We start from the raw sequence: 26,148 nt of genomic DNA on the forward strand, positions 1-26,148 counted from the left end.
CCTTTTAAGAGTTTTGAATTAAGTTTCGCGCCGGGCGGTCCCCGGGTGGCGGGCCCGCATCTGGCACACTGGACGGCAACATCGGGAGGGCTCGCCTAGTGGCCGATGGCGCCGGTCTTGAAAACCGGTAAGGGGAAACTCTTCGTGGGTTCGAATCCCACGCCCTCCGCTCCGCGATGAACAGCGAAAACCGTCGCTGACCTCGGCGAACGTAGGTCAGCGACGGTCATCTCAACTCACCGCTCGGTCTCACTCAGTCCCACTCAGGACCGCTCAGGCTCACTCGTCGCGACAAATACGCGACAACGAACGCGTCGGCGCCTCCTACCCGTCGTGCGGCTCACCCAGCGCCTCGGCGATGCGGAGCCGGGCCGCTTGGTCCTGCCCCTCGATGCACTTGGCGTAGACCTTGAGCAGCACGTTGACGCTGTGTCCGGCCCACTCGGCGACCTGGGTAGCCGGTACGCCCGCGTTGAGCCACAGGGATACGGCCGCGTGCCGCAGGTCGTACGGCCGGCGGGCGAGTGGTGAGCGCTGCTGCGCGGGCGTGAAGGCGATCTGCCGCGCCCGTCGCCACGTCCGCGAGTAGGTCTCCTTGGATACCGGCCCGTTGCCGTAGCCACGCGTGACGAACAGTCGTCCGTCCGGCGCGTGCCCGTAGGCCGCGATGTGCCAGCGCAGGGCACGCACGAGCATCGGCGCGGCAGGCACCGGGCGAGTTGCGGTCTCGGGGCGATGTTTCAACGCCCGGTCCTCAAGTACGGCGCTGCTGTCGTCGCCCCAGTCCTGCCCCACGTGTTGGGTGGAGCCGGCGAGCCGCAGCATGCCCCACCCCTGCTCGGGCAGCTCGCAATCATCTACGCGGAGATGCAGGGCTTCGGCCGGCCGCAATGCCGCAAAGTAGAGGCACGCGAAGAACGCGACGAGATGCGGTGCGATAGCCGCGACGACGGACAACAGCAGGAGGGCTTGCGCCGGATTGATGACCGAGCGCCTGTCCACCTCATCATCAGATTTGGGCGTGATCCATTGGACGTGATCCATAGGGTGGGTCGGGAGTAGCCGCAGCTCGACGCCGTAGCGAAGAGCGCCGTAGAAGACGCCGCGTTTACGCGCAATGGTTGTCGCGGCTGCTGGTCGACCGTCCGTGGTGCGGAGCGTGAGCGTATCGAGGGCCTTTCGAATCAGGGCGGCGTCTTCCAATGCTGTCAGCGGCACGGTATTGCGCTCCAGCCAACGCACCGTGTCCGCAATGTCGCTGGGCGGCAGCCCTACCTCACGTCGCGTCCGGTTGAACGACCACGAATACAGCGCACGGCGGATCTCGACATCCGAGGGTGCGCCGCGCTCACCGGCGAGCAGGGCCGGCGTGACGTGCGCCAGAGACTCGGCGATGCTTTTACGGTGTTTGGCTGACGCGCGCGGCCACTTCATATCCACAAACTTGACAGCGTGCTCGTACCATGAGCAGGTGTTGCGAGCCCGCGCCATTGGCTCGGGTAGGCCGGTCGCTACGTCGAATGCGACGCCTTCCCGCTGAAAGGTGACCAGTTTCGACCGGAAGCTCTCCGCGAGCGCTTTCGTCTGGAAGCTCTCGCCGAACACTGAGCCTGCGACAACCCATCGGACTCGGTGGGTGCTGCGCGGTTTTCCGGTCTTACGTTCCTTTCCCTTGTGTTCCTGGATTCCCCAGATCTTGACGTCATAGGTCGTGTTCATGCCGCTTGAGGTTCCTCTCGCGCAGACAGCCAGGATTCGAAATCGGTGCGGCGAATGCGGATCTGCCGGTTCGGCATTTTGTAGGTGCGTGGTGCCCGGCCTTGCGCCTTCCAGCGGAAGAATGTCGAGCGAGGGACGTCCAATTCGGTCAGGAATTCGTCGAGAGTGAGGAAGCTGCGCGCTGCCATGGGTTCCGGCCTCCCTGGCGTGGGGTGTTGCGGGGCTCTCAGCGGTTCCGTGTCGGCCTCAGGGCCGGGCGCGGGTGTCATGTGGACGGTGCGGAAGGCGCGGCGACAGAGGGGCGGAGAACGACCCCCTGAGCGCCACACTGAGCCAAGATCTCGTGGGTCCCGAGGTGTTCCTATGCATCCGGCCGGTATCGCCCCGGATCCTCCGTGTTTCAGCCGATCTCTCATGATCAGGCGCCACCCTGGCTGTCACTCCCGCTGTCACTGCCGTTTTCGCAGGTCAGCTCGGGTTGAGTGACAGCAGTGACAGGAGTGACAGCGGTGACACCGGGCGCCCGGTACCGGCCGCCGGGTTCGGCGGCTAGCTGGCCGTCGGCGAGCATCCGCGTGCAGTTCTGCCGCACGGTGTCCGGCTTGAGGCCGGTCCCCTCGGCGATGACCTTGGGTGTCGAGCCCGGCGCGCCGCGCAGGTAGCGCAGGATCGTCGCGCGGGTGTCGCTGAGCTGGTAGTCGCCGGCCGGGCCGTCGAGCATCCGCCACGCGCCCGCGGCGGGGTCGAAGGTCAGCGGGTACTCGGCTTCGTCGACGTCGCGGCCGGTCACGTGCAGCACGCCGTCACCCTGGTTGCGTGCCCGCTTGAGCACGAGCGTGGCGTCCGCGGCCCCGGCGAGCCCGTTGGTGCCGGACACCTCGGACAGGAAGTCGTCCGAGCCGAGCTTGCGCACGTGGTGCACGGCGACGACGGCGACGCCGTAGTCGTCGGCGACCTTCTTCGCCCGGCCGACCGCGGCGTAGTCGGCGTCGTAGGCGGACGCGCCCGGGGTGGAGTTGCCGCGCAGCTTGGCGAACACGTCGATGATGACCAACCGCGCCCGCGGGTGCCGATCGAGCCACGCGGCGATGGCCTGATCCCCGCCCTGCGGCAGGGGCGGGCATTGGGTGGCGAGGGTGAGCCCGGCGGGCGCGGGCCGGTCGCCGAGCACCTTGCGCAGCCGGTTCTGCAGCCGCCGGGCGGTGTCTTCCAAGGCGAGGTAGAGCACCGGCCCGGCGTCCACACCGATCGAGCCGAACGCCCGGTCGCCGCGGGCTACGTCGACACCGAGCCCGAGCGACATCCACGATTTGCCGACCTTGGGCGGCCCGCACAGCAGCGTGAAGCCCTCGGCGATCACGCCGGGCACGGCCCACTTGGGCGGGGCGAACTCCATCGCCATGATGTCCGCGGCGGTCCACGAGGTCCGCAGCCGGGCGGGCTTGTCGACGGCGGACAGCACGGCCGCGGCGTCGTCCGGCCCGGCGACGCGCAGCGCGGGCCGCTCGGCCGGGGTCGGGGCGGTCATCACGCCACCTGCCGCGGGCGGCGGGCACCGGCGCGCAGGCCGGACAAGATAGTGCGCTCGATCTCGCGTGAGCTGAGGCCGAGCCGGGATGCGCCGTCGACAAGCGCGGTGATCACGGTGTCCTCGGCGACCGCGCCGCCGGCGGCGAGCTGGCCGAGGGTCTGCGCGGCCATGAACAGCGCGTGGTTGCGGCCGCCCTCGCCGGCGTCGGCGAGCTTGGCCAGGGTGCCGTCGATCGCGGCCCGCACGTACGCGCCGCGCCGGTCCGCGGGCAGCTCGATGACGACCGGCGGGCCTTCCGGGCGTAGCGGTGTGGGCTGTAGCCGCTCGGTCAGCCAGTCGGGCAGCGTGGCCGTGTGTGCGTCCTGCCGCACCGTGTACGGGCGGCCGGCGACGATCGAGCCTGCGGCGACGACGTAGCCGCCGTGCGCTCGAGTATCGATCAGCCAACCGAGACCGCCCCGGTCGCCTTGGGTGTTGCGCAGCTCGACGCCGTCGGGCTGGTGGAAGTACAGGTGCAGCCCGCCCCGGCCGGTCGCGACCGCGTACGTGTCCTCCGGGACCGGGTGGCCGAGGTCGGCGCACAGGTCGGTGAACACGCCCCAGCCGTGCATGTAACCCTCGGCTCCGGCGGGCGCGGCCTGCCCGGTTTTGCGGGCGTCGAAGTCGAGCACCACGAGGCCGGACGGCCCGCAGGCCAGCCCGATCCCGTACGGCCCCGCGGTCCAGCACCGGCGGATCCGGTCGGGGTCGGTGGTGGCGCGCTGCTCCCACCGCTCGATCGCGGGCCGCTTGTCGTCCGGGCGGAGCGGGAAGACGTGCCAGCCGCGGGCCGCGGCGGACAGCGCGGCGGTCAGGAAGTCGTTGTCGTGCATGGGAGTCCGCTCCTTCATGTCGCTTGTGGATGGTGTTAGTTGGGCTTCCGCGCAGACCTTGTGGCAGGGCCGGTCGTGGTCGTCACGGCAGATCGCCGGGCGGTGGCAGATCCGGCAAGGCAGCGGGTTTCCGGCGAGGTGTTCACGCCAGTCCAGCCAGCCGCCCGGCGTCGCTCGGCTTGTCATGGCGTGTCGCGACGCCGGCGGACCTCGGCTCGGATCTCGTCGTAGAGCGCGGACGACGTCGTGGTGTCGCGTTGGGCCATGGCCAGGTCGGCGTCGGATGCTCCGGTGACGCCGCCGCTCTCGATGCGTCCGCGGGCACCGGCGTCGACCGGTTTGCGGACTTGGATGAGGTGGCCGTCTTGGTTGCCGGTCCTGAACGCGCCGTCGCGTTGCTCTTGGGTGAGGACCTTTTGGTTGGACTCGGGAACGATCGTGACGTTGGGGTCTCTGGACAGCTCCCGCAGGGCGGCGTCGACCTCTTGCTTGCTCAGGTCGGGCAGCGCGTTGCGGAGATCGGAGAGCATCAGCCAGCCCTCGGTGTTCTGGAGCAGGTCGGAGACGGTGTCGCGGATCCGGTCGGCCGGGGCCGTCGGCTTGGCGACCTGCTCGGTTGCTGCGTCCGGCTGTTCGCCTTGCTCGGCCGCTTCCGCCGGCGGGTGCGGGCCGATCTGGCCAGGTTGGGGCAGGGGCCGGCCTCGACTTCCTCGGCCGCCCATTACCGGCCTGCCCAACGCGTCGGGTAAACCCGTGTCGCCACGTCGCCAACCGCGCAGGTCGGCAGGGGTGTGCCGTAGATCAGCACGAGCGAGGGCCGGATCCGATCGCACATCGCCGTATAGCCGGCCGCGAACAGCGGCCGTGCGTCCCGATCTCGGACGACACCGACGGTGGACACGGCCACTGTCGAGCCGGGGGCGATGCCGGCGAACGCGAACGGGTAGCTGTCCGGCGTCGACCAGCTCACGGTCGGGATCGCGGTGATGCCGTGAGCGAGCATCCAGGCGCCGCACCACCGCGATCGGTAGACCTGCCATTGCTGCATGACCAGCGGCATCGTGGTCCACAGACTGAAATCGGGCGTGAGGGCGGCGCCGACCGATGCGCACCGGGACAGACCACGTTCGGGTTTCGCCCACACGGTCTCGAACCGGTAGTCATCGAGGAAGAAGTGGATCGCGTCACCCGGCCGGGCCGCGGTGAGTGCCCGGCGGTCGTTGTAGGGCAGCAACCGTGCAGGTTCGCAAGCCGCGGCGGGCAGGTCGGGGATTCCCCACGGGTTCGCGCTGGGGAACAGGGCGCGGGTGTTGAGGCGGTCCCAGCCGCCGGGCATCTCGCCCCAGCGGTGACTCGATCGGGTGCCGCCGAGGGTGTGTTCCGGTGCGACGGTCATCGGGTGCTCCGTTTGTCGTGGCAGGTCAGGCATTCGCCGAGCGAGCGCGGGATGTAGTAGTCGCGGGTCTCGTGGCAGGTCGGGCAGGTGCGGCGGGCGCGTAGCGCGGCCCGGATCGCACGGCGCTGCGCGGGTGTCGCGGGCCGCTTGGGTCGGGCGAGATCGAGCCGGTAGAGGTGCGCTGTCCGGACGCCGCCGATCCCGGCCCACAGGATTTGCGCGGCGATCGGCTGGCGGCCGGGGCACAGCCCTTGGGCGCGCAGTTGCCGGCGGGTGGCGTAGCCGTCGGGGGCGCCGCGCCACCAGTACGTCGGCAGGCCGTACCGGGCGCCGTCGGGGTCGTGGAACGCCACGCGGATTCGGCCCATCACGCGGCCTTTCCTGTCGGCTGCGCGAACCGTGCAGGTCGAGCAGCCGCGGAGAGGTAAGCGCGGCCGAGCCATGCGGTGAAAGCGGGTGGGATGGCCTCGGTCAGTTCCTCGCGGACATCGGTCCAGTCGATGCCCATCGCGGTCTGCATCTCGGCCACCGTGGCTTTGCCGCCGCCGTCGCCGTAGGCGGCCACGTAGGGGCCGTCGTGGTAGACGCCGTGCCGCCAGCCCCGCACGCGGCCGCGGTGTTTGACGTGCGTCGGCCGCGGCGCGGTCCAGCCGCCGAGTTCGAAGTTGCGGTGTCGGATCACGCCGAGCCCGAACATCTCCCCGCACAGGGTTACGTCCTTGCGGACCGGGGCCTTGCCGTCGGGTTGCTCGATGACGTACGGCAGCCCGGAGCGGTCGAGCAGGGCGCGCAGGTCGGGGATGAGTTGCACGTGGTCGCGGCCCCAGCCCATCGCCCGGTTCGTGCCCTGGGTCAACGCGCATCCGGCCTGACACGGCGGTGAGGTGTGGATCAGGGTGAACGCGCGGATGCGGTCGCGGCGGATCAGCATGTCGAGGAAGGACAGGGCGTCGGCGCGGACGAACCGGAACGGGTAGCGGGGCCGCTCGGCGATGTCCACCCCGACCACGTCGAACCCCGCCGCCGCGTACCCGGCGGCAGCCCCGCCAGCGCAGCAGAACAGATCGAGCAGCAGCGGCCGGGCCATCACGCCGCCCTCCGGTCGATCGCGGGCCGCTCGGCCCGATGCCGCAACACGCCGCGGCGGATCGCGACCGCGGCCAGCAGTTCCCGCATGAGGTGCAGGGCGGTGCCGAGTTGCCAGCGGGCGCCGGTTTCGGTGTGGTGCAAAGGGATCCGGGCGCGGATCTCGATGTACTCGACGTCACCGGCCCGCACGCGGGTGAGGACGGCCCGGCCGCCGATGCCGTCGGCGAGCAGGTCGGCCGAGCGGTGCTCGGCGATCCCGCAGCGGTGATCGCGGGCGCACCATGCGGTGTGCGGGGTGGGTTCACGGCGGAACCGGGCCATAGTCCGGGCGGTCATCGGTTGCCTGCCTTGTGCTCGGAGCGCAGGTACTCGTAGATGCGGCGTCCGACGCGGATCCGGCGGCCGGTGCCGCCGCAGCGCGGGCAGTCGCGGAAGGTTTTGGCGAAGATGCGGGAGTAGATCCGTCCGCCGGTGCAGCGGGGCCGCTTGCAGACGCCCCAGGGGGAGATCGCGCAGGTGGCGATGTAGAACGCTGCGTAACCGAGGGCGGCAAGAACGGCTAGGACGATGAGGGTCGTCACGGCAGGGCCTCCTGAGCTGGTTTCAGGGTGCACGGGGCCGACGCCTCTAGGTGCTAGGGCGCTGGCCAGGGTTCGGATGGGGTTCTAGGAGGGGTCCTAGGTCTAGGAGGGCAGGGGTCCTAGACCTAGGACCGTCGCGCGGGTCACTTGGTCTTGCCGCGCCCGCCGTTTCCGTCACGCTTGGTGATGGCTCCGGTGATGTCGGCGAGGGTGTAGCCCTGCCGGTTGCCGGTCTCGCCGGTGTCGGGGTCCTTGCCCCAGACCTGCCCCGGGGTGACCTCGTGCGGGGCCAGGGCGGCCCGGAGCTGGTCGGCGGTCAGGTCGCCGTAGACGTCGGGCCGCAGCTCGGCGAGCAGCTTGACCAGCACGGCGGCCCACAGCTTCTTCTTGCCGGCCATCACCGCGGCGGCGTCTTCCAGCACGGTGTCGCGGCGCACCTCGGTGGTGTCGAGCACGACCCCCGCCGCGTGGCCGGTGATGTTCCCGGCCTTCTCGCGGGCCGTCCGCGCCCGCTTGACCAGGACTTCCGCTCCGGGGGCGTCGATGTAGAACCCGCGGGCGATCACGGGGTCGTCGCCCTCACCGGCGAGGTAGCCGATCCCGCGGTCGCGGCGGCCGAACATGGTGGCCCGGATGCCGTTCTTGTACTGCGAGGTGCCGAGCACCATGTCGTTCTCGATCTGGCCCATCACCTTGAGGCAGAACCGCAGCACCGCGTTAGCCGAGATCCCGGAGGGCAGGGACTTCGCGTCGGGGCGCTGGGTGGCCAGCACGAGGGTGATGCCGGTGGCCGGTCCGCGCTTGATCAGGTCGGTGCAGATCTCCTCGAACTCGTCGCCGTACTTCGGGTGCTCGAACCACACCTGGCACTCGTCAACGCCGATCACGATCGGGTGCAACCCGAACTTCTTGATCCCGGCCAACTCGTCGGTGACCTTGTTCTCCGGGCACAGGTCGCGCGGCAGGTCGCGGATCACCTTGGTGCGGCGGCGCATCTCGGTGCGGATCTCGCGCATCGCGGCCAGGTCGTAGGCGATGTCTTCGTCGTCGTCACCGGCCCGGTACCGGTGCGACACGGGCTCCAGCGGGGACAGGTCACCGGTGCCCTTGAGGTCGAACGGCAGCACCCACGCCCGCGGGTCCAACGCGGCGATGAGCAGCACGAACCGCAGGGCGAACGTCTTGCCCATGCGCGGGATCGAGCCGACGATCATCGAGGCGAACATGAGCGTGATCGTGACCAGCGCGCCGCGGGGGTCGGTGCCGAACGGGGCCGGCTTGAACAGGTTCACCGTTCCGGCCTTGAGCAGCGGGAACGCTGCCTGCTTGGCCTTGGACATGTCCTTGTCTGCGACGAACAGCACGAGCCGGCCGGGGTGCACCTCGGCGTTGGCCTCCGGCCACACACACCCGAGCGGGCGGGTCAGCGCGGCGGCCAGTTCCTCGCGCTTGTCGACCACGGCCGAGGCGACCACCCCGCGGGGCAGCTCCACCTCGCACCGCCAGCCGACACCGTTCTCCCGAGCGATCGGCGCGGGGAACCATGAGCGGCCGGTGTCCCCACGCCGGATCGCCTGGTTGATCCCCGGGATACCCAGCGCGGCGAGCGCCGCGAACACCTCAGCCGAGGTCAGCGGTGCCACCTCGGTCCGCACCACCGCGGTGTCCAGCAGCGGCTTGTCCGCCGGGGTGCCCAGTCGTCCCAGCAGCACGCCGAGGGCCGCCAGCGCGGTCCACCGCTGCCAGCCGGGGGCGAGCAGCAGCCATCCGGTCACGGCCAGCAGCAGCACCAGCATGCCGACAGCGGTGATGCCGCGCCACCGCACGCGCCGGTCACGCTGGCGGGCCAGCTTGAGGTAGCCCTCGGCGTCGTCGCGGCGCACGGTGGCCTGCCGGACCGGCTCGCCTTCCAGGTCGAACAGCCAGCGGGTGTAGCCGCCGATCACCCGGACCGCGCCGCGCGGGATCCGCCACGCGATCCGCAGCGCGTACTTCGGCACCCGCACCGCGTGATATGCCAGCGCGTGCACGCCGAACCCGGTGGCCCAGGCCAGGTTCCCGCTGAACTCGGTAGTCGAGCGCAGCCACGACGGGACGATCGGCACCCGGGTGGCGTCGCGGAACGAGGCGAGGGAGAACCGCGGCCGGCGCTGCGCGACGATGCTGTCCACCAGCACCGGGCTGTCCTCGCGGTCCACCTCGTCCAGGTCGGCGCCGGTCGGGTAGGAGGGCGTGGGGTTGCTGCGCCGGGCGCGGGCGGTGTCGAGGTCGACCACCTCGGCCTCGGAGACGTCGGCCTCGGCGGCCGTCCAGTCGAAATCGTCGGGGTTGTTGCGGGGACTGGTCATCGACGGTTCTCCTTCCGGGCACTGCGGGCGGCGAGAACAGTGCTGAGGGTGAACCCGGCCGCCGCAACGGCGGACAACCACCAGCCAGCACCGGGGTCAGTGATCGCGTCCACGGCGAAGAGAACCGCGGGCACGGCAAGCAGGTACCAGAAACGCATCTCGGGTCAGCCCTTCCGGCGGGTCTTGGTCAGGTGGTCGGGCCGCATCGCGTCGTGGCCGCGGGGGCACGTGGCGTACTCGCCCGGACGGCTGACGACGGTGCAACCGCAGGTGAGTCGAGTCGTGACAGTGCGATCGGTCTGCGCGACCATGGGGGTCTCTCCTTGAGGTCGTGATGGGCTTCGGAGGGACCGGCGGCACGGCGCTGCTTTGGTCGGTTGAGCCGTGCCGCCGGGCAGATCAGAAAGGGCGCCGCGGAAGCGGCTCGCCGATCGCCAACGCGGCAACCGCGGTAGACAGGTGCTCGGCGATGTACTGCCGGTCGTGGTGGTCGACGTTCAGCGCGTTCTCGGCCCAGTCGTGCAGGTTCGCCAGGTCGGTGCGCAGGTTGTGAAGTTCGGCGTGCGCCTCGTAGATCTCGGACTCGGTCATCGCTGGTCACCTCACGCGGCCACAAGAGCGGGCGTTTCGGCAGGAACCGGGGCAGATGGTGACGCATCGCTGACGCGCTGGGGCAAGTGACGCCGGGCGGTCGACACCGACACACCGGCCTTCTTGGCGATCTCGGCGACGGGCGCGCCGGGCAGCTTGGCGGCGGCTTTGGCCACCTTCTCGGCCGATGCCGGTCGCGGCGTGACGCGCTTGACCGGAGCGGTCTTGACCGTCTGGACCGGTCCGGGAGCCGGGGCAGCCTCGACCTCGATCACCGGCTGAGGCGTGACCGCGACGGCCGCCGGCAGGGGCGCGGGCATAGGCGCAGGCGCCGGGGTCTCGGTCTGCGCCAGGGCACGGATCCGACCGCCGATCTCCACCAGGCTGATCGAGGCAACCACGATCAGGCCGTCCACGCTCAGCGGCAGCAGATACGGGCTCGCATCGGTCTCGCCGTACCGGGACGCCACCGCGACCATGTGCCAGTACGACACCCACGCCGCGATGCCGGCGATAACCGCGGTCGCACCCAGCCGGACGTACGACATCCAGCCGCGACGGCCAGGGATACGCGAGATCAGCTCAACTGCCAGCAGCAGCGCCAGTGGCGACCACGCCGAGATGGCCTTGCTGATAGGGCTGTCCGCGGCGTGCAGCACGTTGCCCGCCAACGAAGCGGCGATGCCGAGGGCGAACACACCCCGGGTGCCCCAGCCGATGCGCTTGAGCCGGGCGATGTCCTGCGTCATCACGCCACCTCCCGCAGGGCGGCGGGAAGCGCGGCCAGCTCAGCGGCAACCCGGGTTACGCGGGCCTCGGCCCGACGGAGACGACGCCGATCTAGCGGCGACGGGCCGCCGCGCTCGGCGGCGTAGATGTTGACGATCTCGGCGTCAAGCACGGACAACTCCGCCTCGATCAACGGCCACTCGGCCTCGATCGCAGCCAATGCATGCGGGGAAGGTCCGCTGACATCTTCGGCGTGCTCTTTCACTGAGTCCTCCAAGGGTGGCTAACTGGCTTGAGCCAGTACTGGCTTGAGCCAGTAAAAGCCTCTACCCGGCCCCATGTCAAGAAGTGGCCCAAGCCAGTTCGGTTAACATGGCCAGGCAGCCTTGGCGCGGAGCGAAGGAGAAGGGCTCAAAGTGACGTCTGAACAGGGCGAACGACGACCACCAAGCCGGCGCATCGCGGACGACCTCAGAGCGCAGATTGGCGACGGGACATTCCAGCCGGGCGACAAGCTGCCATCCGAGAGGGTCTTGGCAGCGAAGTACGGGACGGCGCGCAACACCGCGGCCGAGGCCATCGACATGCTCAGGAGGGAGGGACTGGCGGTCGCCAAGCATGGCGCCGGCGTGTTCGTTCGAGAGCACCGGCCGCTGCTACGACTCGGTAGCAATCGGTACTCACGAGCACTGCGCGAGACCACTGGCCTGTCTCCGTACCGGGCGGAGGTCGCCAGGCAGGGACGAACGGCACGCGTCGATTGCACGTCGATCACCCGTGTGGATGCGCCGGATGATGTCGCCGAACGGCTTGGGCTTAGCCGCGATAACCGATCTGTGACGCGCAGGGAGAACTGGTATTTCGCCGATGACGAGCCCGTTCAGGTCGGCGTCACGTATATCCCTTGGACCATCTCCGAGGGTTCTGTATTGGCAACCAGTGCCAACATGGGCAAGGGCAGCCTTTACGGCCGGTTCGAGGATCTCGGGCATCCGATCGCACGAATTCGCGAGGAAATTTCGGCGCGCATGCCGACACCCGAGGAAGTCAACGGGTTAACCATTCCCGACGGCGTCCCAGTACTCGATGTGCTTCACACCGCATTCGATAAGCTCGGGACACCATTCGAGGTGACAAGGTTCGTGCTCCGCGCGGACCTCAATGGACTAGATTACAACATGCCGATTGAGGATTAAAAATGACACAGATGCCTAACGGAGGCCAGTCAGTGCGCGTTCGTCCGCGGACTGACTTCGATGTACCCGAATGCGCCGCCCTACTCCGTGAGGTTTACGCACTCGACGGCTATCCGGTAGAAGGGGTGGACGACGCGGAGGGATGGATGTATCCAGCGGGCCTAAAGGCTGCCTGGGTGGCAGGCGAGCCCGGGGAGATACTTGGCCACGCTGCAGTTTGCGAACCGCACGGCGATGCAGCCGTCTCAATGCTCGTGACGCGTACCGGAGTATCGGAATCCGAAGTCGTCGTTCTTGCACGGCTGTTTGTTGGACCGGCTGCGCGCGGTCGGGGTGCTGGCCGGCTGCTCGCCCAAGCAGCAATGGACTACGCCAGAGACGAGCATCTCAAGGCCGTCTTCGACGTAATGGAAAAGGACCAAACCGCGATCAACATGTACGAACGCATGGGGTGCTTCTTGCTAGGTTATACCGAACACCGCGTCGCGGACGGAAGCACTATTCCGGCGCGTTGCTATGCGGCTCCAGGTGTCATTGACTCCGACGCTTAACGATGCTGATCATTGCTCTCTCGCTGCAACCCCTTCAACGTCTTCTGCCGAGGCCAGGAAGCCCGCCAGGTACGGCAGGAACGCTCTTAGAGGGGCCACCATCGTCCACTCTTAGCGCTGGCGCAGGTGGGGTTTCTCGGCGAAGCGAGGGAAGTTCCGGTGGCGACCGCAGTTCCAAATCAGGTTGCAGCACTGCGGAGGCTGAGGCTGGACACACTTTCGTTCCGTCAGAAGGCGTATGAGAGTAGAGGAGACCTGTACGGAGGTTTACCTTTGTCACGCGCCCACAAACGGAGCAGGCGTGAGGTGCCGCGCGTGCGGGTTTCCCCGCTTGACGTTATCGCTCATGGCCTCACCCGCACGCAAGAGTAGTCAACGACAGAACCGAGATCCTACGCGCAGCCGGTAGCCCATGTCACCGCTGTCACTTCTGTCACCGCTGTCACCTGACGTGCTCTGGCCTGCAAAAAGTTGAGTGACAGGCGATCCATCAGAGTGTCACTCAAGCTTATGCGCGATCGGTGGGTACGTCTCGACGAGCCGGACAGAGTCCACCGGAAGACCCCTGTTGTGCATGGCTCACACGGCGGTACGGTGACTCTCCTGGTAGGACACCTGGCAGGTGGGGCGCACGATTCGGCCGATCTATACCACCTCACTTGACGAGACCGGAGACGCCTTGAGCGAACTGACGAGTTACCCAATTCGGAAAATTCTCGATCAGGTATATTCTGGACAGATTCGGATACCAGCGTTTCAGCGCGGATTCGTGTGGGACGCCGATCACGTAGCGCACTTTCTCGATAGCATTTATAAAGGTTACCCTTTCGGTTCGCTTCTTTTTTGGCTGACGCAGGAGAAGTTATCCTCCGAACGTGATCTTGGACCGTTCAAGCTTCCAGATCCCCACGAGAAGTACCCGATCTCGTATGTTCTCGACGGGCAGCAGCGCGTCACCTCTCTTTTCGTAACTTTTCAAACCGAGTTCGAACGCCCTCCGGACTCTTCCTGGCGGTCGGTCTACTTCGACCTTTCGGCGCCCGAGGTTGCGCAGCAGTCACAATTCGTCGCGCTATCTCCTGATGAAGTTGACATGAGTTGCCATTTTCCGCTGGACGCGCTGTTTGACTCCGTGGCCTACCGGGTTGCGTCAGCCCGGTTCACACGCGAGCGTCACATCAGAGCCATAGACAAGTTGCACAGTGTTTTCAAGGAAGCGCAGATACCAATTCAGGCTATGGAGGCCGACGATCGGGCCACCGTTGCAATTGTCTTTGAGCGAATCAACCGCATGGGAGTGGAGCTAACAACCCTAGAATTGCTGTCTGCCTGGACTTGGAGTGAGCAATTCGATCTGCGCTATAAGCTTGAACTGCTGCAGGAAGATTTGGAAGACTTCGGATTCGGCGACATTGGCGCCGACCCCAATCTTGTTTTGCGCTGCTGCGCTGCAATCCTGCGCTCGAACCCGGCCATCGATACGCTCATGGACATAAATGGAGAAGAAGTTCGACAGAGTTTTGATCGCGTTCAGAATGGCATAAAGGGAGCTGTCGAATTCTTACGGAAACAACTCAAGGTCGAAACGATAAAGACCCTCCCGTATCCTCTAATGCTCGCGCCACTATCGGTCTATTTTGCCGTTCCGGGTGATTCGCTTCGACTTACACCCGATTCGGAAGTCCGGGCGCTAAAGGTTTGGTTCTGGCGTTCCTGTTTCGCGGAGAGGTATAGCGGGCAGAGCATTCGTGCCGCCCGTTCCGACATCACCGAGATGGGTCTGCTGAGAGAGGGCCAGGAAAACAATCTTGGGAATTTTGCGGTCGAAGTCAAGCCGAAATGGTTCTTATGGTCAGACTTTAGGCCATCCTCAGCCAAGACTGCGACATTCGTAACCATGCTGGCGCAGTTGAATCCACGCAGCTTCATCTCGGGCAACGCCGTTGATGTTGACAGGGTACTTCAGTCGTATAATAGAGCAGAGTTTCATCACATGTTTCCGAAGGCCTACGTAACGAGAGTTGCGGGGGCAAAAAAGTGGCGTTCTGGATATCTGGTTAACTCGCTCGCCAACTTCTGCTTCCTTTCGCGCGTAGACAACAATAAAATTCGCGCAAAGGCGCCCCAGGATTACCGATCCTTGATGCCGGAAGACGGTGAGGTTCTGGATGATATTCTCCTCAGCGCAGGCACAGGTGAGTGGCTGTTCACTGCAGGGTTCGACGACTTTCTGGGAACACGAGCAGTTGTGCTCGCTCGGCTGGCGAACTTGCTTATAAACAAGGGCTATATCGATCACGTCGATATTGGCCCAGCTATCCCAGATCAGGTGGTCTCTCGTGAAACCTGGGACCCTTTCTTCAACCGGAGAATACCGCGGCAGGCTCGACCATCACCTCAGCCGGCACTGATCCCCGAGGATGCTGTGAGCGAATCGCCGCAGTTGCCCCTCCCGATCGAGGACCATTCGGAGTAGTTAGTTACCTGAGACGGGGTGGGGATGGCCACGACGCCAGCCATCCCCACCCTTCAGGAGCGACCGCTGAAACACTGAGAGCACGACGTATACGCGACGACGAAGGGCTTGCCCCTGGTGTTTCAGCAGGTCATAGCCCTGCTGCGCACGGTCTTGAAAACCGGTAAGGGGAAACTCTTCGTGGGTTCGAATCCCACGCCCTCCGCTGTGCTCACCTGGGGGCGACCCCCAGACCCCGCGGTGCGATGGGCGCGGCCGGTGCGCGGCTCACGCCTTCGTCGGGGTTGCGTCCTGCGGCCGTTGGTGCGATGTGGGCGCCGCGTCGGAAGCAGTGCAATGGCCGTGGCCGGTCCGAGCACGCCGGGGCGGCCTTCGCCGGCTTGAGCCTGCGCAAACTCGCGGACTACCTGCCCACCGACGTCGCCCGGCCGCTGCTTGTCGGCCGGGAACGGGTGCGGCACAGCGCTCAGGCGGACGCGCGTGGATGGTGCCGGTGTCGGGTGCCGAACGGCATCCAGCGGGCCCGGCCGGCGGATGTCGGCGTTGAGCTGCCCGTACGCGTCAGGCAGTCTGTTCTGCGATCTTTCGCAGCATCGCGATGTGGGAGCGCAGCGCCGCGCGCCCGGCCTTCGAGAGGTTGAGCCAGGTGCGCGGGCGCTTGCCGACGTAGCCCTTGCGCACCTCGACGAAACCGGCGTCGCCGAGCTGGGAGATCCGCTTGGACAGGGTTGAGTCGCTGAGACCGGCCGTGTCGCGGACGAAGCTGAACTCGGCCCACTCGGCTGCGGCCAGAGTAGCCATGATGGACAGCCTGGTCGGGTCGAGCAGCAGAGGTTCCAGCCGCGGATCGCCGGCGGCGGTCGGATCCTCGTCGGTCACGGCCGGGCGGCTTCTCGGGCGAGAGCGCGGCGCTGCCACCACGGGCCACCGATCGCCAGCAGCAGGCCGAAGACGAGGCCGACGACGGCGGAGCTGTGCGGCAGGTCGAGGCCGGCCAGGGCCAGCATGGCGACCAGGCCCAGCACCGCCCCGAGGACGGCGAGCAGCCAGCGCCGCCCGGTGGGCTGACGCCGCACCTGCACCCGGCGGCCGAACAGGGCACTGCCCCAGCGGGTGGTCGACAGCACCACGACGGCCAGCAAGGTCAGACTGAGCCCGGTGCCCCCGGCCCCGGCCCAGTCCGGATAGAAATCGGTGAAAACACCGAAGGCGGCGACGAAGACACCAGCGCCGATCCAGTAGGCGGTGGAGTAGCCACTCGCGGTGGCACTGTCCTTGCGCTGCTGGTCGTAGCCCTGCAGCGCCTGGCGGGCCTCTTCGGGCGTAGGTGTCGCAGACATGGTCCGTCCTCCCTGTCCCCCGTGATGAAAGTACTTGCTTGGAGAGAAAGTTACTCTTCACTTTCCGCTCCGGCAAGTATTTTCATCCCGCACAGTTCTTGCTGCATGTCCGTCGCACTCCACGACGTACGTCGATAGATGGGGCCGCACAGCACGCGCGAGCGGTCCACACGTCCGCTCCTGCGACCCGCCTGCCGTCACTGCCGGCGACCCGCCACCAGGACGTTGGGCAGCATCGCCACCACGCCTTGGCCGCCTGCCGAGCAAATACCGACGAGGCTCCAGCGGAGTCCCACCTGGTCAGGGAGGCGTCGATGCGGCTGCCGGTCGCCGCGAACGGTCGTCGGGCGTCCATCGTTGACCAGTCCAAGAAGGGCATGGCTCGATAGCCGCCCCGATCCTCTGGGCGGCGAAGGGCGATGCGCCGGTCAGGAGTGCAGGGCCTCGCGGGCGGAGAACATGACGCTGGCGGCCAGGAAAGCGGCATTCACCAGCGTGAACAGGCCGATGAACCAGATTGTCCACTGTGGGGCGATGGTCAACACCAGGCCGGCCAGCGCGATCACCGCGCCGTAGTCGCGGACCAGCTTGACCAGGCGGACCGGCAGGGAGCGGCTGGTCACCATGCTGGCCGCCTTGTCGCCGCTCTGCATTACCGAGGTCACCAGGTTGACCATCCAGGTGCCGGCGAAGGCGGCCAGCAGCCACGCGGGGGTGTCCGGCACCTGCGCCTCGGCCGTTGCGGCCAGGGCCGCCACCAGGGAGATCTGCACGGCCACGTCGCAGAGGACGTCGAGGCGACCGCCGGCTGCGCTGCTGCGGCCGGTTACGCGAGCCAGCTGGCCGTCGGCGCAGTCGAAGGCGTACGCCAGTTGCCAGCCGATCAGGGCCAGCAGGCCGATCGGCCAGGCCCAGATCCGGTCCTCGGCGACCGGGATGGCGGCGGCGATCACCACGATCGAGATCAGGCCGCCCAGGCCCAGGTTGAAGACGGTCAGCACGGTCGGCGCGAGGCCGTACTTGTAGGCGCGTACGGCGATCTGCGCGCCGATCCGCTGGCTGAGCGCCTCGCTGAAGAGGCCGCCCCCGCGGTTGACGGCGTAGTAGTCGGCTGCGGTCGGCGCGTGCGCCGGGCCGGTGCCGGGGTCAGCGGGCGGCGACGGCTGCGACATAGGAAGCCAGCTTTCCACTGATCTCGTCGGGGGTCATGGCGAGGTGCTCCAGGATCGTAAAGCGGTCGGGGCGGGTGCGCGGGGCGAAGTGGACCGCCTCGACGAACTCGTCGCTGGTCAGGCCGACGTCGGACGGCAACCGGGGCAGGCGGTGGCGGGCCAGGCAGTCGGCCATCTGGGCGAAGCGCCGCTCGTCGCCCCGCAGGTACGTGCAGAACAGCGCGCCCAGCCCGGCCAGTTCGCCGTGCGAGGCGGTGCCGGGGTAGAGCGAGTCGACGGCGTGCATGATCTCGTGGCAGCCGCCGCTGGCGGGGCGGCTGCTGCCGCAGATCGCCATGGCCAGGCCGCTGGAGATCAGCGCCTCGGCCAGCACCGTCACGAACGCGTCGTCCTCAAGGTCGCCCGGCATCGTCAGCACCGCCTCGGCACCCATGCGGGCCAGTGAGGCGGCCAGACCATCGACCGGCTCGCCGCGGACCTCGCGGGCCAGTTCCCAGTCGGCGAGCGCGCTGATGTTGCTGATCACGTCGCCGATGCCGCCGCGGTTGACCCGGTCGGGGCCGGTCTCGACGAAGTCCAGGTCGACGATCACGCCGAACGGGATGTGCACCCCGTACGACCCCTTGACGCCCTCGTTGATCAGGCTCGCCACCGGGGAGGCGATGCCGTCGTTGGCCAGGCTGGTGGCGACCGAGATCATCGGCAGCCCCCAGCGGTTGGCCGCGTATTTCGCCGTGTCGACCGTCGTGCCGCCGCCGATGCCGACCACCGCGTCGTAATGCCGGGTGCGCAGCTTGGCCGCCAGTTCGAGGGCCGCGTCGAGGGTGCCACCGGTGGTGGTGAAGACGTCGGCCGACTGCAGCGACGGCCGGATCAGCTCGGCCACCCGCTCGCCCAGCCCGGGCCCGACCACGACCGCGACGTCACCGCCGGACGAGACCCGCCCGTCGGCCAGGATGCGGCCCAGGTCGGCGACGGCGCCGCGGCGCACATGAATGTGCAGCGGCGCCTGAACGCTCCGGGCTAGTAGTGGCATGCGATGTCCCGGGCCTTGGCCAGGTCTTCATGGTTGTCGACCTCGACCCAGGACACCTCGCCGATGGTGGCGGCCCGGACCTCGCCGCCGCGGTTCGCGAATTCCTGGAAGCCGTCCTCGTAGTAGAGGTTGGGGTCGCGTTCCCAGGTCGCCTTGAGCGAGTCGGCCAGCTCGGCCGCCACCGACGCCTCGATGATGTTGGCACCGATGTATTCGCCGAAGGCCTCGGCCGGATCCATCAGCTTGGTGATCCGGGTCAGACGTCCGTCGTCGCCGAAGACCGTCTTCATCTCTTCGTCGGCGAGCTTCTTCACATTGTCGACGGCGAGCAGAATGCTCGGGCCGCGCTGTGCGAGGAGGGTCTCTTCGACGCTGATCGGGTGAACCGTGTCGCCGTTGACCATCAACGCGCCCTGCGCGAATTGGTCGCGGGCCAGCCAGAGCGAGTAAGCGTTGTTCCACTCCTCGGCCTTGTCGTTGTGGACCAGGGTGATTTTGACGCCGTACTTACTCTCGAAAGCGGCCTGGCGTTCCTCGACGGCGCTCGCGCAGTAGCCCACGACGATGGTCACGTCGGTCAGGCCGGCCGCGGCCAGGTTGCGCAGCGAGATGTCCATGATCGTCGTCTCACCGTCGACCGGGACGAGGGCCTTGGGCAGGGTGTCCGTGTACGGACGAAGCCTGCGTCCGGCTCCGGCGGCGAGTATCAGACCGATCATCGGGGTCTCTCCCTCTATCTGGTGAACTCCAGGAGAATAACGGGTTGAGTCCCACAGCCCGGACGGAGCGAGGCAGAGGAAAATTCTACAGACACGGCTCGTAAGCTTGTCGCCATGACCGCTGAGCAGCTGATCTCTTTCGCCCGGGGCGCCCCGTCGCTGGACATCATCGACGTTGAGGGCCTCAAGGCCGCCGCCGCGCGAGCCTTCGACGCCGATCCCGCTGGTGTGACCGCTTATGGCACGTCCGTCGGCTACGTCCCGCTGCGCAAGTGGATCGCCGAGAAGCACGGCGTCTCGCCCGACCAGGTCATCGTGACGAACGGCTCGCTGCAGGCCGACGCGTTCCTGTTCAACCACCTCGTTCAGCCGGGCGACGACGTCGTCGTGGAGAAGCCGACCTACGACCGTACGCTGCTGAGCCTGCAGAACCTGGGCGCCAAGGTGCACCAGGTCACGCTGCGCCCCGACGGCATCGACGTCGACGAGCTGCGTTCGCTGCTCGAGTCGGGCGTGCGGCCCAAGCTCGCCCACATCATCCCGAACTACCAGAACCCGGCCGGCATCACTCTCTCGCTCGAGAAGCGGCAGGCCCTGCTCGCGCTGGCCGCGCAGTACGAATTCACGATCTTCGAGGACGACCCGTACGTGGACATCCGGTTCCGCGGCGACGCCCTGCCCTCGATGCTGTCGCAGGACACCGACAACCTGGTCGTGCACGCCTCCAGCTTCACCAAGACGGTGTGCCCCGGCGTTCGCGTGGGTTACCTGGTCGGCCCGGCCGCTCTGATCGACGCGATCGCCAAAAAGGCCACCAACCTCTACATTTCGCCCGGTATGGTCTCCGAGGCGATCGTGCACCAGTTCTGTGTCTCGGGTGACATCGAGCGCTCGGTCGCGACGGTCAGCGCCGCCCTCGGTGAGCGCGCCCGCGTGCTGGCCGAGTCGCTACGCAAGCACATCCCGGGCGCTACCTTCACCGAGCCCGACGGCGGATACTTCCTCTGGGTCGACCTGCCCTCCGATGTCGACGTCGACAAGCTCTTCCCGGCGGCGATGAAGAAGGGTGTGGCCATCGTCAAGGGCAGCGACTTCCTGCTCGAGGGCGGCCGCAGCTCGGTTCGCCTGGCCTACTCGGCCGTCACCGTCGAGCAGATCGACGAGGGCGTACGCCGGCTGGCCGAGGCGATCGACGAGGTGCGCGCCTGATCCCACCGGCGGGGAACGGACGCCCGGTGGGTATGTGCAAGACCCGCCGGGCGTAGCCTCGGGCGGTTTGTTTCGTCCGTGTGGGGGAGGGTGACGGTGAGCGATCGCAACCGGAACAGGCCGTTGTCGCGAGCCTTCGCCGCCCCCGTACGCGCGATGACCCGGATTCTCGGCACGACCGACGGCCACGAGGACCACACCACGGGACGCCGGGCCGGCAGCGCGGTGGTGGACTGCGCGGTCTACGCGGCCGGTCAGCGGATGCCGGGCCATGTCTCTCCCGACGAGGCGCTGCGGATCGCGTGCGAGCGCGACGACGCGTTCGTCTGGCTCGGCCTGCACGAGCCGGGCGCGGAGGAGATGTCGGAGATCGCCCACACGTACGGCCTGCACGAGCTCGCCGTCGAGGACGCGGTCAAGGCCGAGCAACGGCCCAAGCTCGAGCAGTTCGGCTCGGTGCACTTCCTGGTCATGCGGACCGCCCGGTACGTGCCGCACGGCGAGATCACCGAGACGTCGCAGGTGGTCGAGACCGGCCAGATGATGGTCTTCGTCGGCGAGCAGTTCGTCATCACGGTCCGGCACGGCGACGCCTCGGAGCTGGGCTCTGTGCGGGCCGACCTGGAGTCGTCGCGGGCCGACCTGATCGAGCAGGGCCCGTGGGCGGTGGCCTACGCGGTGACCGACCGGGTGGTCGACCACTACGTCGCGGTGGCCGACCGGGTCGAGGCCGACCTCGACCTGATCGAGGAGGGCGTGTTCTCCCGCGACCACGCGAGCCCGATCCCGGCCATCTATCAGATGAAGCGGGAGCTGGTGGAGTTCCGGCGTGCGGTGGTGCCGTTGCAGCGGCCCCTGGCCACCGTCGTGGCGCTCGTGCCCAAGCGGATCGGCAAATACTTCCGGGACGTGCAGGACCACCTGACCCGTACGGTGGAACAGGTCTCGTCCTTCGACGATCTGCTCAATTCGATCCTGCAGGCACGGCTCGCGCAGGTCACGGTCGACCAGAACAACGACATGCGGAAGATCGCGGCGTGGGCGGCCATCGCCACGGTGTGGACCGCGGGGGCCGGCATCTACGGCATGAACTTCTCTTTCATGCCCGAGCTGACGTGGCAGTACGGCTATCCGGCGTGGTGGACCATCATCCTGATCGCCTCGGTGCTGCTCTACCGGGTGTTCCGCCGCAGCGGCTGGCTCTGAGCCGGCACCACAATGGGGCGGGCCGCCTGAGCGGGCCCGCCCGATTGGGCGTCACAGTCTCTACCGAGGGGTGTTCGGCGAGGTTCCGTTCTGCGAGCTGTACGCCTGCGGGTTCTCCGTCTCGACGACGACGACCTCGGGCTCGAACGCCGCGTCGTCCGCGCCGGTCGCAGCCGGCGTCGTGGAGCTGATCGGCTCGGCCGGGTCGTACTCGTCCCACTGCGCGGCCTGGCGGCGCTTGTTGGCGTAGGCCGCGGCGATGCCGATCGCGGCACCGAGCAGAGCGAAGCCGACGAGCTTCTTGCCGCGTCCGCGAGGCTCACGGCCGATCGCCTTGTTGGCCCGCTTCTGCAGCGTCTTGGCCGCCTTCTTGTTCTGCTTGGCGGCCTTCTTGGCCTTGCGCCGGCTGAGTTCGCCGGTCTGCCGGGCGCTTTCGCCCGTCTGCCGCACGGTCTCGCCGGCCGCGGCGACGAGCGGGGTGATCGTCGCCACCGCGCTGCCCCAGCCGCTCGAGGCCGCATCCTTGGCCTTGACGGCGGCCGGCTGCACCCGGTCGACCGCCGCGCTCAGCGTAGGTCCGACCGTCGCGCTGGTCTCCTGCGCCGCGAGCGACGCCGCACGCTTGAAGTGGTCAACACTCTGTCCGAGCTCGTTCTTCATCCGCTGGCCGCGGCTCTTGCGGCGCATAGTCGTGATCACCAGTGCCCACCTCCTGTGTCTTTGCCATGCATGGTGCCCTGTTTCGGTACCCCCTCGCTGCCGCTTCAGACACATGGGGGAGGATCCGAACTGCAATGAACTGTCCAATCGCCCCGACGAGGTACGCCCCGGGGCGACCGTGACACAGACAGGAGTACCCGTGGCCGAGAAGCTTTACGCCATCCTGCACACCAACCATGGTCCGATCCGGCTGCAGCTGTTCCCGGATCACGCCCCGGCGACTGTGCGCAACTTCGTGGAGCTCGCCGAGGGCACGAAGGACTACACCGACCCGCGCACTGGTCAGAAGGGTTCCGGGCCGTACTACGACGGCACGATCTCGCACCGTGTGATCGCCGGTTTCATGGTCCAGATGGGTGACCCGACGGGCACCGGCCGGGGCGGCCCCGGCTTCCAGTTCGGTGACGAATTCCACCCCGAGCTGCAGTTCGACCGTCCGTACCTGCTCGCCATGGCGAACGCGGGCCCGGGCACCAACGGCTCGCAGTTCTTCATCACGGTCGGCCCGACCCCGCACCTGAACCGTCGCCACTCGATCTTCGGCCAGGTCGCGGACGAGCAGTCGGCCAAGGTCGTCGACTCGATCGCCACCACGCCGACCGGTCCGGGCGACCGTCCGCGCGAGGATGTCGTGATCGAGCGCGTGGAGATCGAGCGCGTGAACGACTGAAGTACCGTTGATGCATGAGTGAGGCTCCCTCGACGGTCCCGGTCTGCTACCGCCATCCGTCGCGGGAGACCTACATCCGGTGCACACGGTGTGACCGGCCGATCTGCCCGGACTGCATGAACGAGGCGTCGGTCGGTCACCAGTGCCCGGAATGCGTGGCCGAGGGCAAGCGCACCCAGCGCCAGGCCCGCACGGCGTTCGGCGGCAGCAGCGTCGGCCGGGCCGGCTACGTGACCCGCGGCCTGATCGGCATCAACGTCGCTGTGATGGTGCTCTCGGCCGTCGTCGGCGGCCCCCGGGCGATTGCCGGCGCGGGCGGATGGTTCGGCCTGATGGGCGGTCAGACCGACGTCACACGCTGGGCCTCGGTGCTCGGCTACGCGCCGTACGTGATCGGCGGAGAACCGCACGGCATCGCCGCCGGTGAGTGGTATCGCCTGTTCACCGCGATGTTCGTGCACTACGGCGTGCTGCACTTGCTGCTCAACATGATGTTGCTGTGGCAACTGGGCCGCTATCTGGAAGAGAAGCTGGGCCCGCTGCGCTTCGCCGCGCTCTATCTGCTGGCCGGCATCGGTGGCAACGTCGCGGCGTACGTCTTCACCGCCCCCAACGCCCCGGCCGCGGGCGCCTCGACCTCGATCTTCGGCCTGGTCCTGGCAATGATCGTGGTGAACCGGCGGCTGCGCCTCGACATCACCCAGCTGATCCCCCTGCTGGTAGTCAACCTGCTCTTCACGTTCAGCGTCCCGAACATCTCGGTCGCGGGTCACATCGGCGGCCTGGTGATCGGCGGGGTGGTCGCCTTCGTTCTCGCGTACGCCCCCACGAAGAGACGCAGCCAGATCCAGGCCGCGGGCTGTGCGGCCGTGTTCGTCGTGCTGCTGATAGCCGCGGTGATGCGCACCACGGTGCTGCTGGGTTAGCTCGCCACCCGCAGGTCGGCCAGCGCGGCGGCCACGTCGTCGGGCAGGTCGCCCAGGTCGTTGGCGCTGAACAGATAGATGGCGTCGCCCGCGTCCAGCTCGAGGAATTCGCTGCGCAGGCCCCTATGCGAGCGGCGGTCGACCCGTACGCGCTCGATCTGGCCCCAGTCGAGCCGGCGCCGGCCCAGGAAACCCGTCACCACGGTCACGCCCTCGGCGTCGGCGGCCAGGCGCACCGGCCGGACCAGGTCGCGCAGAGCCCACAGAAGCAGCGCCACCACGAGCACCGCGGCCAGCGCCCAGCGCACGAGGTCGTAGCCCGCGAAGGCGAACGCCAGCACCACGACGGCGACCACGGCGATGAGCTTGCTGACCGGGAGAACAGGCTTGATGCGCCACTGCATGTCACCACTATGGCAGTTCGGGCTACCGTCGAGTCATGCGTGATGCGGTGATCGTCGGAGCGGTTCGGACCCCGATCGGCCGGCGCGGCGGCGGCCTCGCCGGCGTGCACCCGGTCGATTTGTCGGCGCACGTGCTGCGGGCCCTGGCCGAGCGCACCGGCTTCGACCCGGCTGTCGTCGACGACGTGATGTGGGGCTGCGTCTCCCAGGTGGCTGAGCAGTCGTGGAACATCGGGCGCAACGCCGTGCTGGCGGCGGGCTGGCCCGAGGCGGTGCCGGGCACGACCATCGACCGGCAGTGCGGCTCCAGCCAGCAGGCGCTGCACTTCGCGGCCGCGACCGTGATCTCCGGGCAGGCCGACCTGGTCGTGGCGGGCGGGGTCGAGTCGATGACCCGGGTGCCGATGGGTTCGAGCGGGCAGGGCGCCGACCCGTACGGGGAAACGCTCCGGACCCGATATGGCGTCGACTCGTTCAACCAGGGCATCGGCGCCGAGATGGTGGCCGAGCGCTGGGGTTTCTCCCGTGCCCAGCTCGACGAGTTCGCGCTCTCCAGCCACGCCGCGGCCGCCCGCGCCCAGGACGCGGGCGAGTTCGACGCCGAGATCGAGCCGCTGGCCGACCTGAAGCGTGACGAGGGCATCCGGCGTGACACGACGCTCGAGAAGCTGGCCGGGCTCAAGACGCCGTTCCGCGAGGACGGGCGGGTCACCGCGGGCACCGCGTCCCAGATCTCCGACGGCGCCGCCGCGCTGGCCGTCACCACCTCGGAGTGGGCCGCCGCGCACGGTCTGCGCCCGCTGGCCCGCGTGCACACCGCGGTGGTCGCCGCCGACGACCCGGTGATCGTGCTGACCGCACCCATCCCGGCCACGGCGAAGGTTCTGGCCCGGGCCGGTCTGAAGATCGACGACATCGGCGTCTACGAGGTGAACGAGGCCTTCGCGCCGGTGCCGCTGGCCTGGCTGGCCGAGACGGGCGCCGACCGGGCCCGGATGAATCCGCGGGGCGGGGCGATCGCCCTCGGTCACCCGCTCGGGGCATCGGGCGCGCGCATCATGACGACGATGCTGCACCACATGCGACAGTCCGGCATCAGGTATGGCCTGCAGACGATGTGTGAGGGCGCCGGCATGGCCAACGCCACGATTGTCGAGACTCTGTAATTCGACATTCATCGGCCGACGGCAGCGACTTCCCCGAAGGCTCGCCGTTAAACGCCACATGGACGTCTTTTCCCGTACGTTCCTTCCCGCCGCCGCCGAAGCCGGTATCACCCTCCCGACCGTGAGCCGGCACATGCCGATCTTTCGGCGCTGCGTCGAGCCGGACGAGACAACGGTGCTGGTCGGCCGATGTCTGCGCCCCGAGGCGCCGTTCTCCGGCGAGTTCATGCTGGTGCTGACGCACCGGCGGCTCGTCGTGACGCAGGAGACCAAGGTGCTGCACCGGTTGCGCCTGCACCTCAACGCCAACCTGCGGCACCTGAGCAACGTCTCGTGGAGCCCGACGGCGTCCCGCTCGGCCCTCGACATCGCCGCGACGGCGGTCGACGGGGTGCGCGAGCGGTTCCGGATGCGGCTGAGCACCCCGGACGCCGTGTGGCACATGGACGGGCGGCTGCGCGAGATCTTCCACGCCAAGCACGCCCTGGCCGCCTAGGCTTC

Annotated in this window: 31 protein-coding genes and 1 tRNA gene; 10 read left to right on the forward strand and 22 right to left on the reverse strand. The window is 68.0% G+C overall.

What is annotated here, in order from left to right; genetic code table 11:
* Positions 1–84: 84 nt before the first annotated feature.
* Positions 85–169 (forward strand) — tRNA-Ser (locus ACZ3I4_RS26725).
* Between the two features lie 155 nt (positions 170–324).
* Here ACZ3I4_RS26725 and ACZ3I4_RS26730 read toward each other — a convergent pair.
* The 15 genes from ACZ3I4_RS26730 to ACZ3I4_RS26800 form a co-directional block, all read right to left on the reverse strand.
* A complete protein-coding gene (locus ACZ3I4_RS26730) occupies positions 325–1,719 on the reverse strand; it encodes a tyrosine-type recombinase/integrase (RefSeq protein WP_465384764.1) in 1,395 nt (464 codons plus the stop codon).
* Complete coding sequence (locus ACZ3I4_RS26735; RefSeq protein WP_465384765.1) at positions 1,716–1,907, reverse strand: helix-turn-helix transcriptional regulator; 192 nt, start codon at positions 1,905–1,907, stop codon at positions 1,716–1,718. Before ACZ3I4_RS26735 ends, ACZ3I4_RS26730 begins: the two co-directional genes overlap by 4 nt.
* A gap of 230 nt (positions 1,908–2,137) precedes the next feature.
* Positions 2,138–3,247, reverse strand: coding sequence for an AAA family ATPase (locus ACZ3I4_RS26740; protein WP_465384766.1), 1,110 nt, complete (start codon positions 3,245–3,247; stop codon positions 2,138–2,140).
* Positions 3,247–4,122, reverse strand: coding sequence for a bifunctional DNA primase/polymerase (locus tag ACZ3I4_RS26745; protein ID WP_465384767.1), 876 nt, complete (start codon positions 4,120–4,122; stop codon positions 3,247–3,249). The genes ACZ3I4_RS26740 and ACZ3I4_RS26745 overlap by 1 nt, the downstream gene beginning before the upstream one ends.
* A gap of 182 nt (positions 4,123–4,304) precedes the next feature.
* Positions 4,305–4,844: a hypothetical protein gene (locus tag ACZ3I4_RS26750; protein WP_465384768.1), complete on the reverse strand. Its 540-nt coding sequence runs from the start codon at positions 4,842–4,844 to the stop codon at positions 4,305–4,307.
* The gene (locus ACZ3I4_RS26755) at positions 4,844–5,518 is read right to left on the reverse strand and encodes a DUF4417 domain-containing protein (RefSeq protein ID WP_465384769.1); all 675 of its coding nucleotides are present in this window, start codon (positions 5,516–5,518) and stop codon (positions 4,844–4,846) included. Before ACZ3I4_RS26755 ends, ACZ3I4_RS26750 begins: the two co-directional genes overlap by 1 nt.
* Positions 5,515–5,886 (reverse strand): RRQRL motif-containing zinc-binding protein, encoded by a 372-nt coding sequence (locus ACZ3I4_RS26760; RefSeq protein WP_465384770.1) that lies wholly within the window; start codon positions 5,884–5,886, stop codon positions 5,515–5,517. Before ACZ3I4_RS26760 ends, ACZ3I4_RS26755 begins: the two co-directional genes overlap by 4 nt.
* A complete protein-coding gene (locus ACZ3I4_RS26765; protein WP_465384771.1) occupies positions 5,886–6,605 on the reverse strand; it encodes a DNA methylase in 720 nt (239 codons plus the stop codon). The genes ACZ3I4_RS26760 and ACZ3I4_RS26765 overlap by 1 nt, the downstream gene beginning before the upstream one ends.
* The gene (locus ACZ3I4_RS26770; protein ID WP_465384772.1) at positions 6,605–6,943 is read right to left on the reverse strand and encodes a hypothetical protein; all 339 of its coding nucleotides are present in this window, start codon (positions 6,941–6,943) and stop codon (positions 6,605–6,607) included. Before ACZ3I4_RS26770 ends, ACZ3I4_RS26765 begins: the two co-directional genes overlap by 1 nt.
* Positions 6,940–7,188 carry a hypothetical protein gene (locus ACZ3I4_RS26775; RefSeq protein WP_465384773.1) on the reverse strand — a complete coding sequence of 83 codons (249 nt, stop codon included), beginning with the start codon at positions 7,186–7,188 and terminating at the stop codon, positions 6,940–6,942. The genes ACZ3I4_RS26770 and ACZ3I4_RS26775 overlap by 4 nt, the downstream gene beginning before the upstream one ends.
* A 143-nt stretch (positions 7,189–7,331) precedes the next feature.
* Positions 7,332–9,536 carry a cell division protein FtsK gene (locus ACZ3I4_RS26780; protein WP_465384774.1) on the reverse strand — a complete coding sequence of 735 codons (2,205 nt, stop codon included), beginning with the start codon at positions 9,534–9,536 and terminating at the stop codon, positions 7,332–7,334.
* Positions 9,537–9,700: 164 nt separating this feature from the next.
* On the reverse strand, positions 9,701–9,847 hold the full coding sequence (locus ACZ3I4_RS26785; protein ID WP_465384775.1) for a hypothetical protein: 147 nt from the start codon (positions 9,845–9,847) through the stop codon (positions 9,701–9,703).
* An 88-nt stretch (positions 9,848–9,935) separates the two neighbouring features.
* The gene (locus ACZ3I4_RS26790) at positions 9,936–10,127 is read right to left on the reverse strand and encodes a hypothetical protein (RefSeq protein WP_465384776.1); all 192 of its coding nucleotides are present in this window, start codon (positions 10,125–10,127) and stop codon (positions 9,936–9,938) included.
* An 11-nt stretch (positions 10,128–10,138) separates the two neighbouring features.
* Positions 10,139–10,876, reverse strand: coding sequence for a DUF2637 domain-containing protein (locus tag ACZ3I4_RS26795; protein ID WP_465384777.1), 738 nt, complete (start codon positions 10,874–10,876; stop codon positions 10,139–10,141).
* Positions 10,876–11,121 carry a DUF6284 family protein gene (locus ACZ3I4_RS26800; RefSeq protein ID WP_465384778.1) on the reverse strand — a complete coding sequence of 82 codons (246 nt, stop codon included), beginning with the start codon at positions 11,119–11,121 and terminating at the stop codon, positions 10,876–10,878. Before ACZ3I4_RS26800 ends, ACZ3I4_RS26795 begins: the two co-directional genes overlap by 1 nt.
* A gap of 151 nt (positions 11,122–11,272) precedes the next feature.
* On the opposite strand from ACZ3I4_RS26800, the gene ACZ3I4_RS26805 reads away from it, so the two are divergent.
* The 3 genes from ACZ3I4_RS26805 (at position 11,273) to ACZ3I4_RS26815 (ending at position 15,079) form a co-directional block, all read left to right on the forward strand.
* A complete protein-coding gene (locus tag ACZ3I4_RS26805) occupies positions 11,273–12,052 on the forward strand; it encodes a GntR family transcriptional regulator (RefSeq protein ID WP_465384779.1) in 780 nt (259 codons plus the stop codon).
* 125 nt (positions 12,053–12,177) lie between these two features.
* Positions 12,178–12,603, forward strand: a complete 426-nt coding sequence (locus tag ACZ3I4_RS26810) for a GNAT family N-acetyltransferase (protein ID WP_465384780.1) — start codon at positions 12,178–12,180, stop codon at positions 12,601–12,603.
* A gap of 679 nt (positions 12,604–13,282) precedes the next feature.
* Complete coding sequence (locus tag ACZ3I4_RS26815) at positions 13,283–15,079, forward strand: GmrSD restriction endonuclease domain-containing protein (protein ID WP_465384781.1); 1,797 nt, start codon at positions 13,283–13,285, stop codon at positions 15,077–15,079.
* 561 nt (positions 15,080–15,640) lie between these two features.
* Here the strand turns inward: ACZ3I4_RS26815 and ACZ3I4_RS26820 are convergent.
* From ACZ3I4_RS26820 to ACZ3I4_RS26840, 5 genes are all read right to left on the reverse strand, one after another.
* Positions 15,641–15,958, reverse strand: coding sequence for a winged helix-turn-helix domain-containing protein (locus tag ACZ3I4_RS26820; protein WP_465384782.1), 318 nt, complete (start codon positions 15,956–15,958; stop codon positions 15,641–15,643).
* A complete protein-coding gene (locus ACZ3I4_RS26825; protein ID WP_465384783.1) occupies positions 15,955–16,419 on the reverse strand; it encodes a hypothetical protein in 465 nt (154 codons plus the stop codon). Before ACZ3I4_RS26825 ends, ACZ3I4_RS26820 begins: the two co-directional genes overlap by 4 nt.
* A gap of 428 nt (positions 16,420–16,847) precedes the next feature.
* Entirely contained in the window at positions 16,848–17,591 is a 744-nt protein-coding gene (locus tag ACZ3I4_RS26830; protein ID WP_465384784.1) for a CDP-alcohol phosphatidyltransferase family protein, read from the reverse strand.
* A complete protein-coding gene (locus ACZ3I4_RS26835) occupies positions 17,566–18,627 on the reverse strand; it encodes an iron-containing alcohol dehydrogenase family protein (protein WP_465384785.1) in 1,062 nt (353 codons plus the stop codon). Before ACZ3I4_RS26835 ends, ACZ3I4_RS26830 begins: the two co-directional genes overlap by 26 nt.
* Positions 18,615–19,346, reverse strand: a complete 732-nt coding sequence (locus ACZ3I4_RS26840; RefSeq protein ID WP_465384786.1) for a phosphocholine cytidylyltransferase family protein — start codon at positions 19,344–19,346, stop codon at positions 18,615–18,617. Before ACZ3I4_RS26840 ends, ACZ3I4_RS26835 begins: the two co-directional genes overlap by 13 nt.
* Before the next feature lie 114 nt (positions 19,347–19,460).
* Between ACZ3I4_RS26840 and ACZ3I4_RS26845 the strand changes: the two genes are divergently transcribed.
* A complete protein-coding gene (locus tag ACZ3I4_RS26845) occupies positions 19,461–20,555 on the forward strand; it encodes an aminotransferase-like domain-containing protein (protein WP_465384787.1) in 1,095 nt (364 codons plus the stop codon).
* 156 nt (positions 20,556–20,711) lie between these two features.
* Entirely contained in the window at positions 20,712–21,761 is a 1,050-nt protein-coding gene (locus ACZ3I4_RS26850; RefSeq protein ID WP_465385048.1) for a magnesium and cobalt transport protein CorA, read from the forward strand.
* Between the two features lie 60 nt (positions 21,762–21,821).
* Here ACZ3I4_RS26850 and ACZ3I4_RS26855 read toward each other — a convergent pair whose 3' ends face one another.
* Positions 21,822–22,460, reverse strand: a complete 639-nt coding sequence (locus tag ACZ3I4_RS26855) for a hypothetical protein (RefSeq protein WP_465384788.1) — start codon at positions 22,458–22,460, stop codon at positions 21,822–21,824.
* 160 nt (positions 22,461–22,620) lie between these two features.
* On the opposite strand from ACZ3I4_RS26855, the gene ACZ3I4_RS26860 reads away from it, so the two are divergent.
* Together ACZ3I4_RS26860 and ACZ3I4_RS26865 are read left to right on the forward strand one after the other, a co-directional pair.
* On the forward strand, positions 22,621–23,151 hold the full coding sequence (locus ACZ3I4_RS26860) for a peptidylprolyl isomerase (RefSeq protein ID WP_465384789.1): 531 nt from the start codon (positions 22,621–22,623) through the stop codon (positions 23,149–23,151).
* 14 nt (positions 23,152–23,165) lie between these two features.
* Positions 23,166–24,077 (forward strand): rhomboid family intramembrane serine protease, encoded by a 912-nt coding sequence (locus tag ACZ3I4_RS26865; RefSeq protein WP_465384790.1) that lies wholly within the window; start codon positions 23,166–23,168, stop codon positions 24,075–24,077.
* Here the strand turns inward: ACZ3I4_RS26865 and ACZ3I4_RS26870 are convergent.
* The gene (locus tag ACZ3I4_RS26870; protein WP_465384791.1) at positions 24,074–24,481 is read right to left on the reverse strand and encodes a PH domain-containing protein; all 408 of its coding nucleotides are present in this window, start codon (positions 24,479–24,481) and stop codon (positions 24,074–24,076) included. The two genes, ACZ3I4_RS26865 and ACZ3I4_RS26870, sit on opposite strands and share 4 nt — an antisense overlap.
* A 35-nt stretch (positions 24,482–24,516) precedes the next feature.
* Here ACZ3I4_RS26870 and ACZ3I4_RS26875 point away from each other — a divergent pair, with 35 nt between their 5' ends.
* Both ACZ3I4_RS26875 and ACZ3I4_RS26880 read left to right on the forward strand, forming a co-directional pair.
* A complete protein-coding gene (locus tag ACZ3I4_RS26875) occupies positions 24,517–25,647 on the forward strand; it encodes an acetyl-CoA C-acyltransferase (RefSeq protein ID WP_465384792.1) in 1,131 nt (376 codons plus the stop codon).
* Between the two features lie 58 nt (positions 25,648–25,705).
* Complete coding sequence (locus tag ACZ3I4_RS26880; RefSeq protein ID WP_465384793.1) at positions 25,706–26,143, forward strand: hypothetical protein; 438 nt, start codon at positions 25,706–25,708, stop codon at positions 26,141–26,143.
* The last annotated feature ends 5 nt before the right edge of the window (positions 26,144–26,148 follow it).

The sequence above is a fragment of the Actinoplanes sp. NPDC021490 genome, from assembly GCF_055562135.1.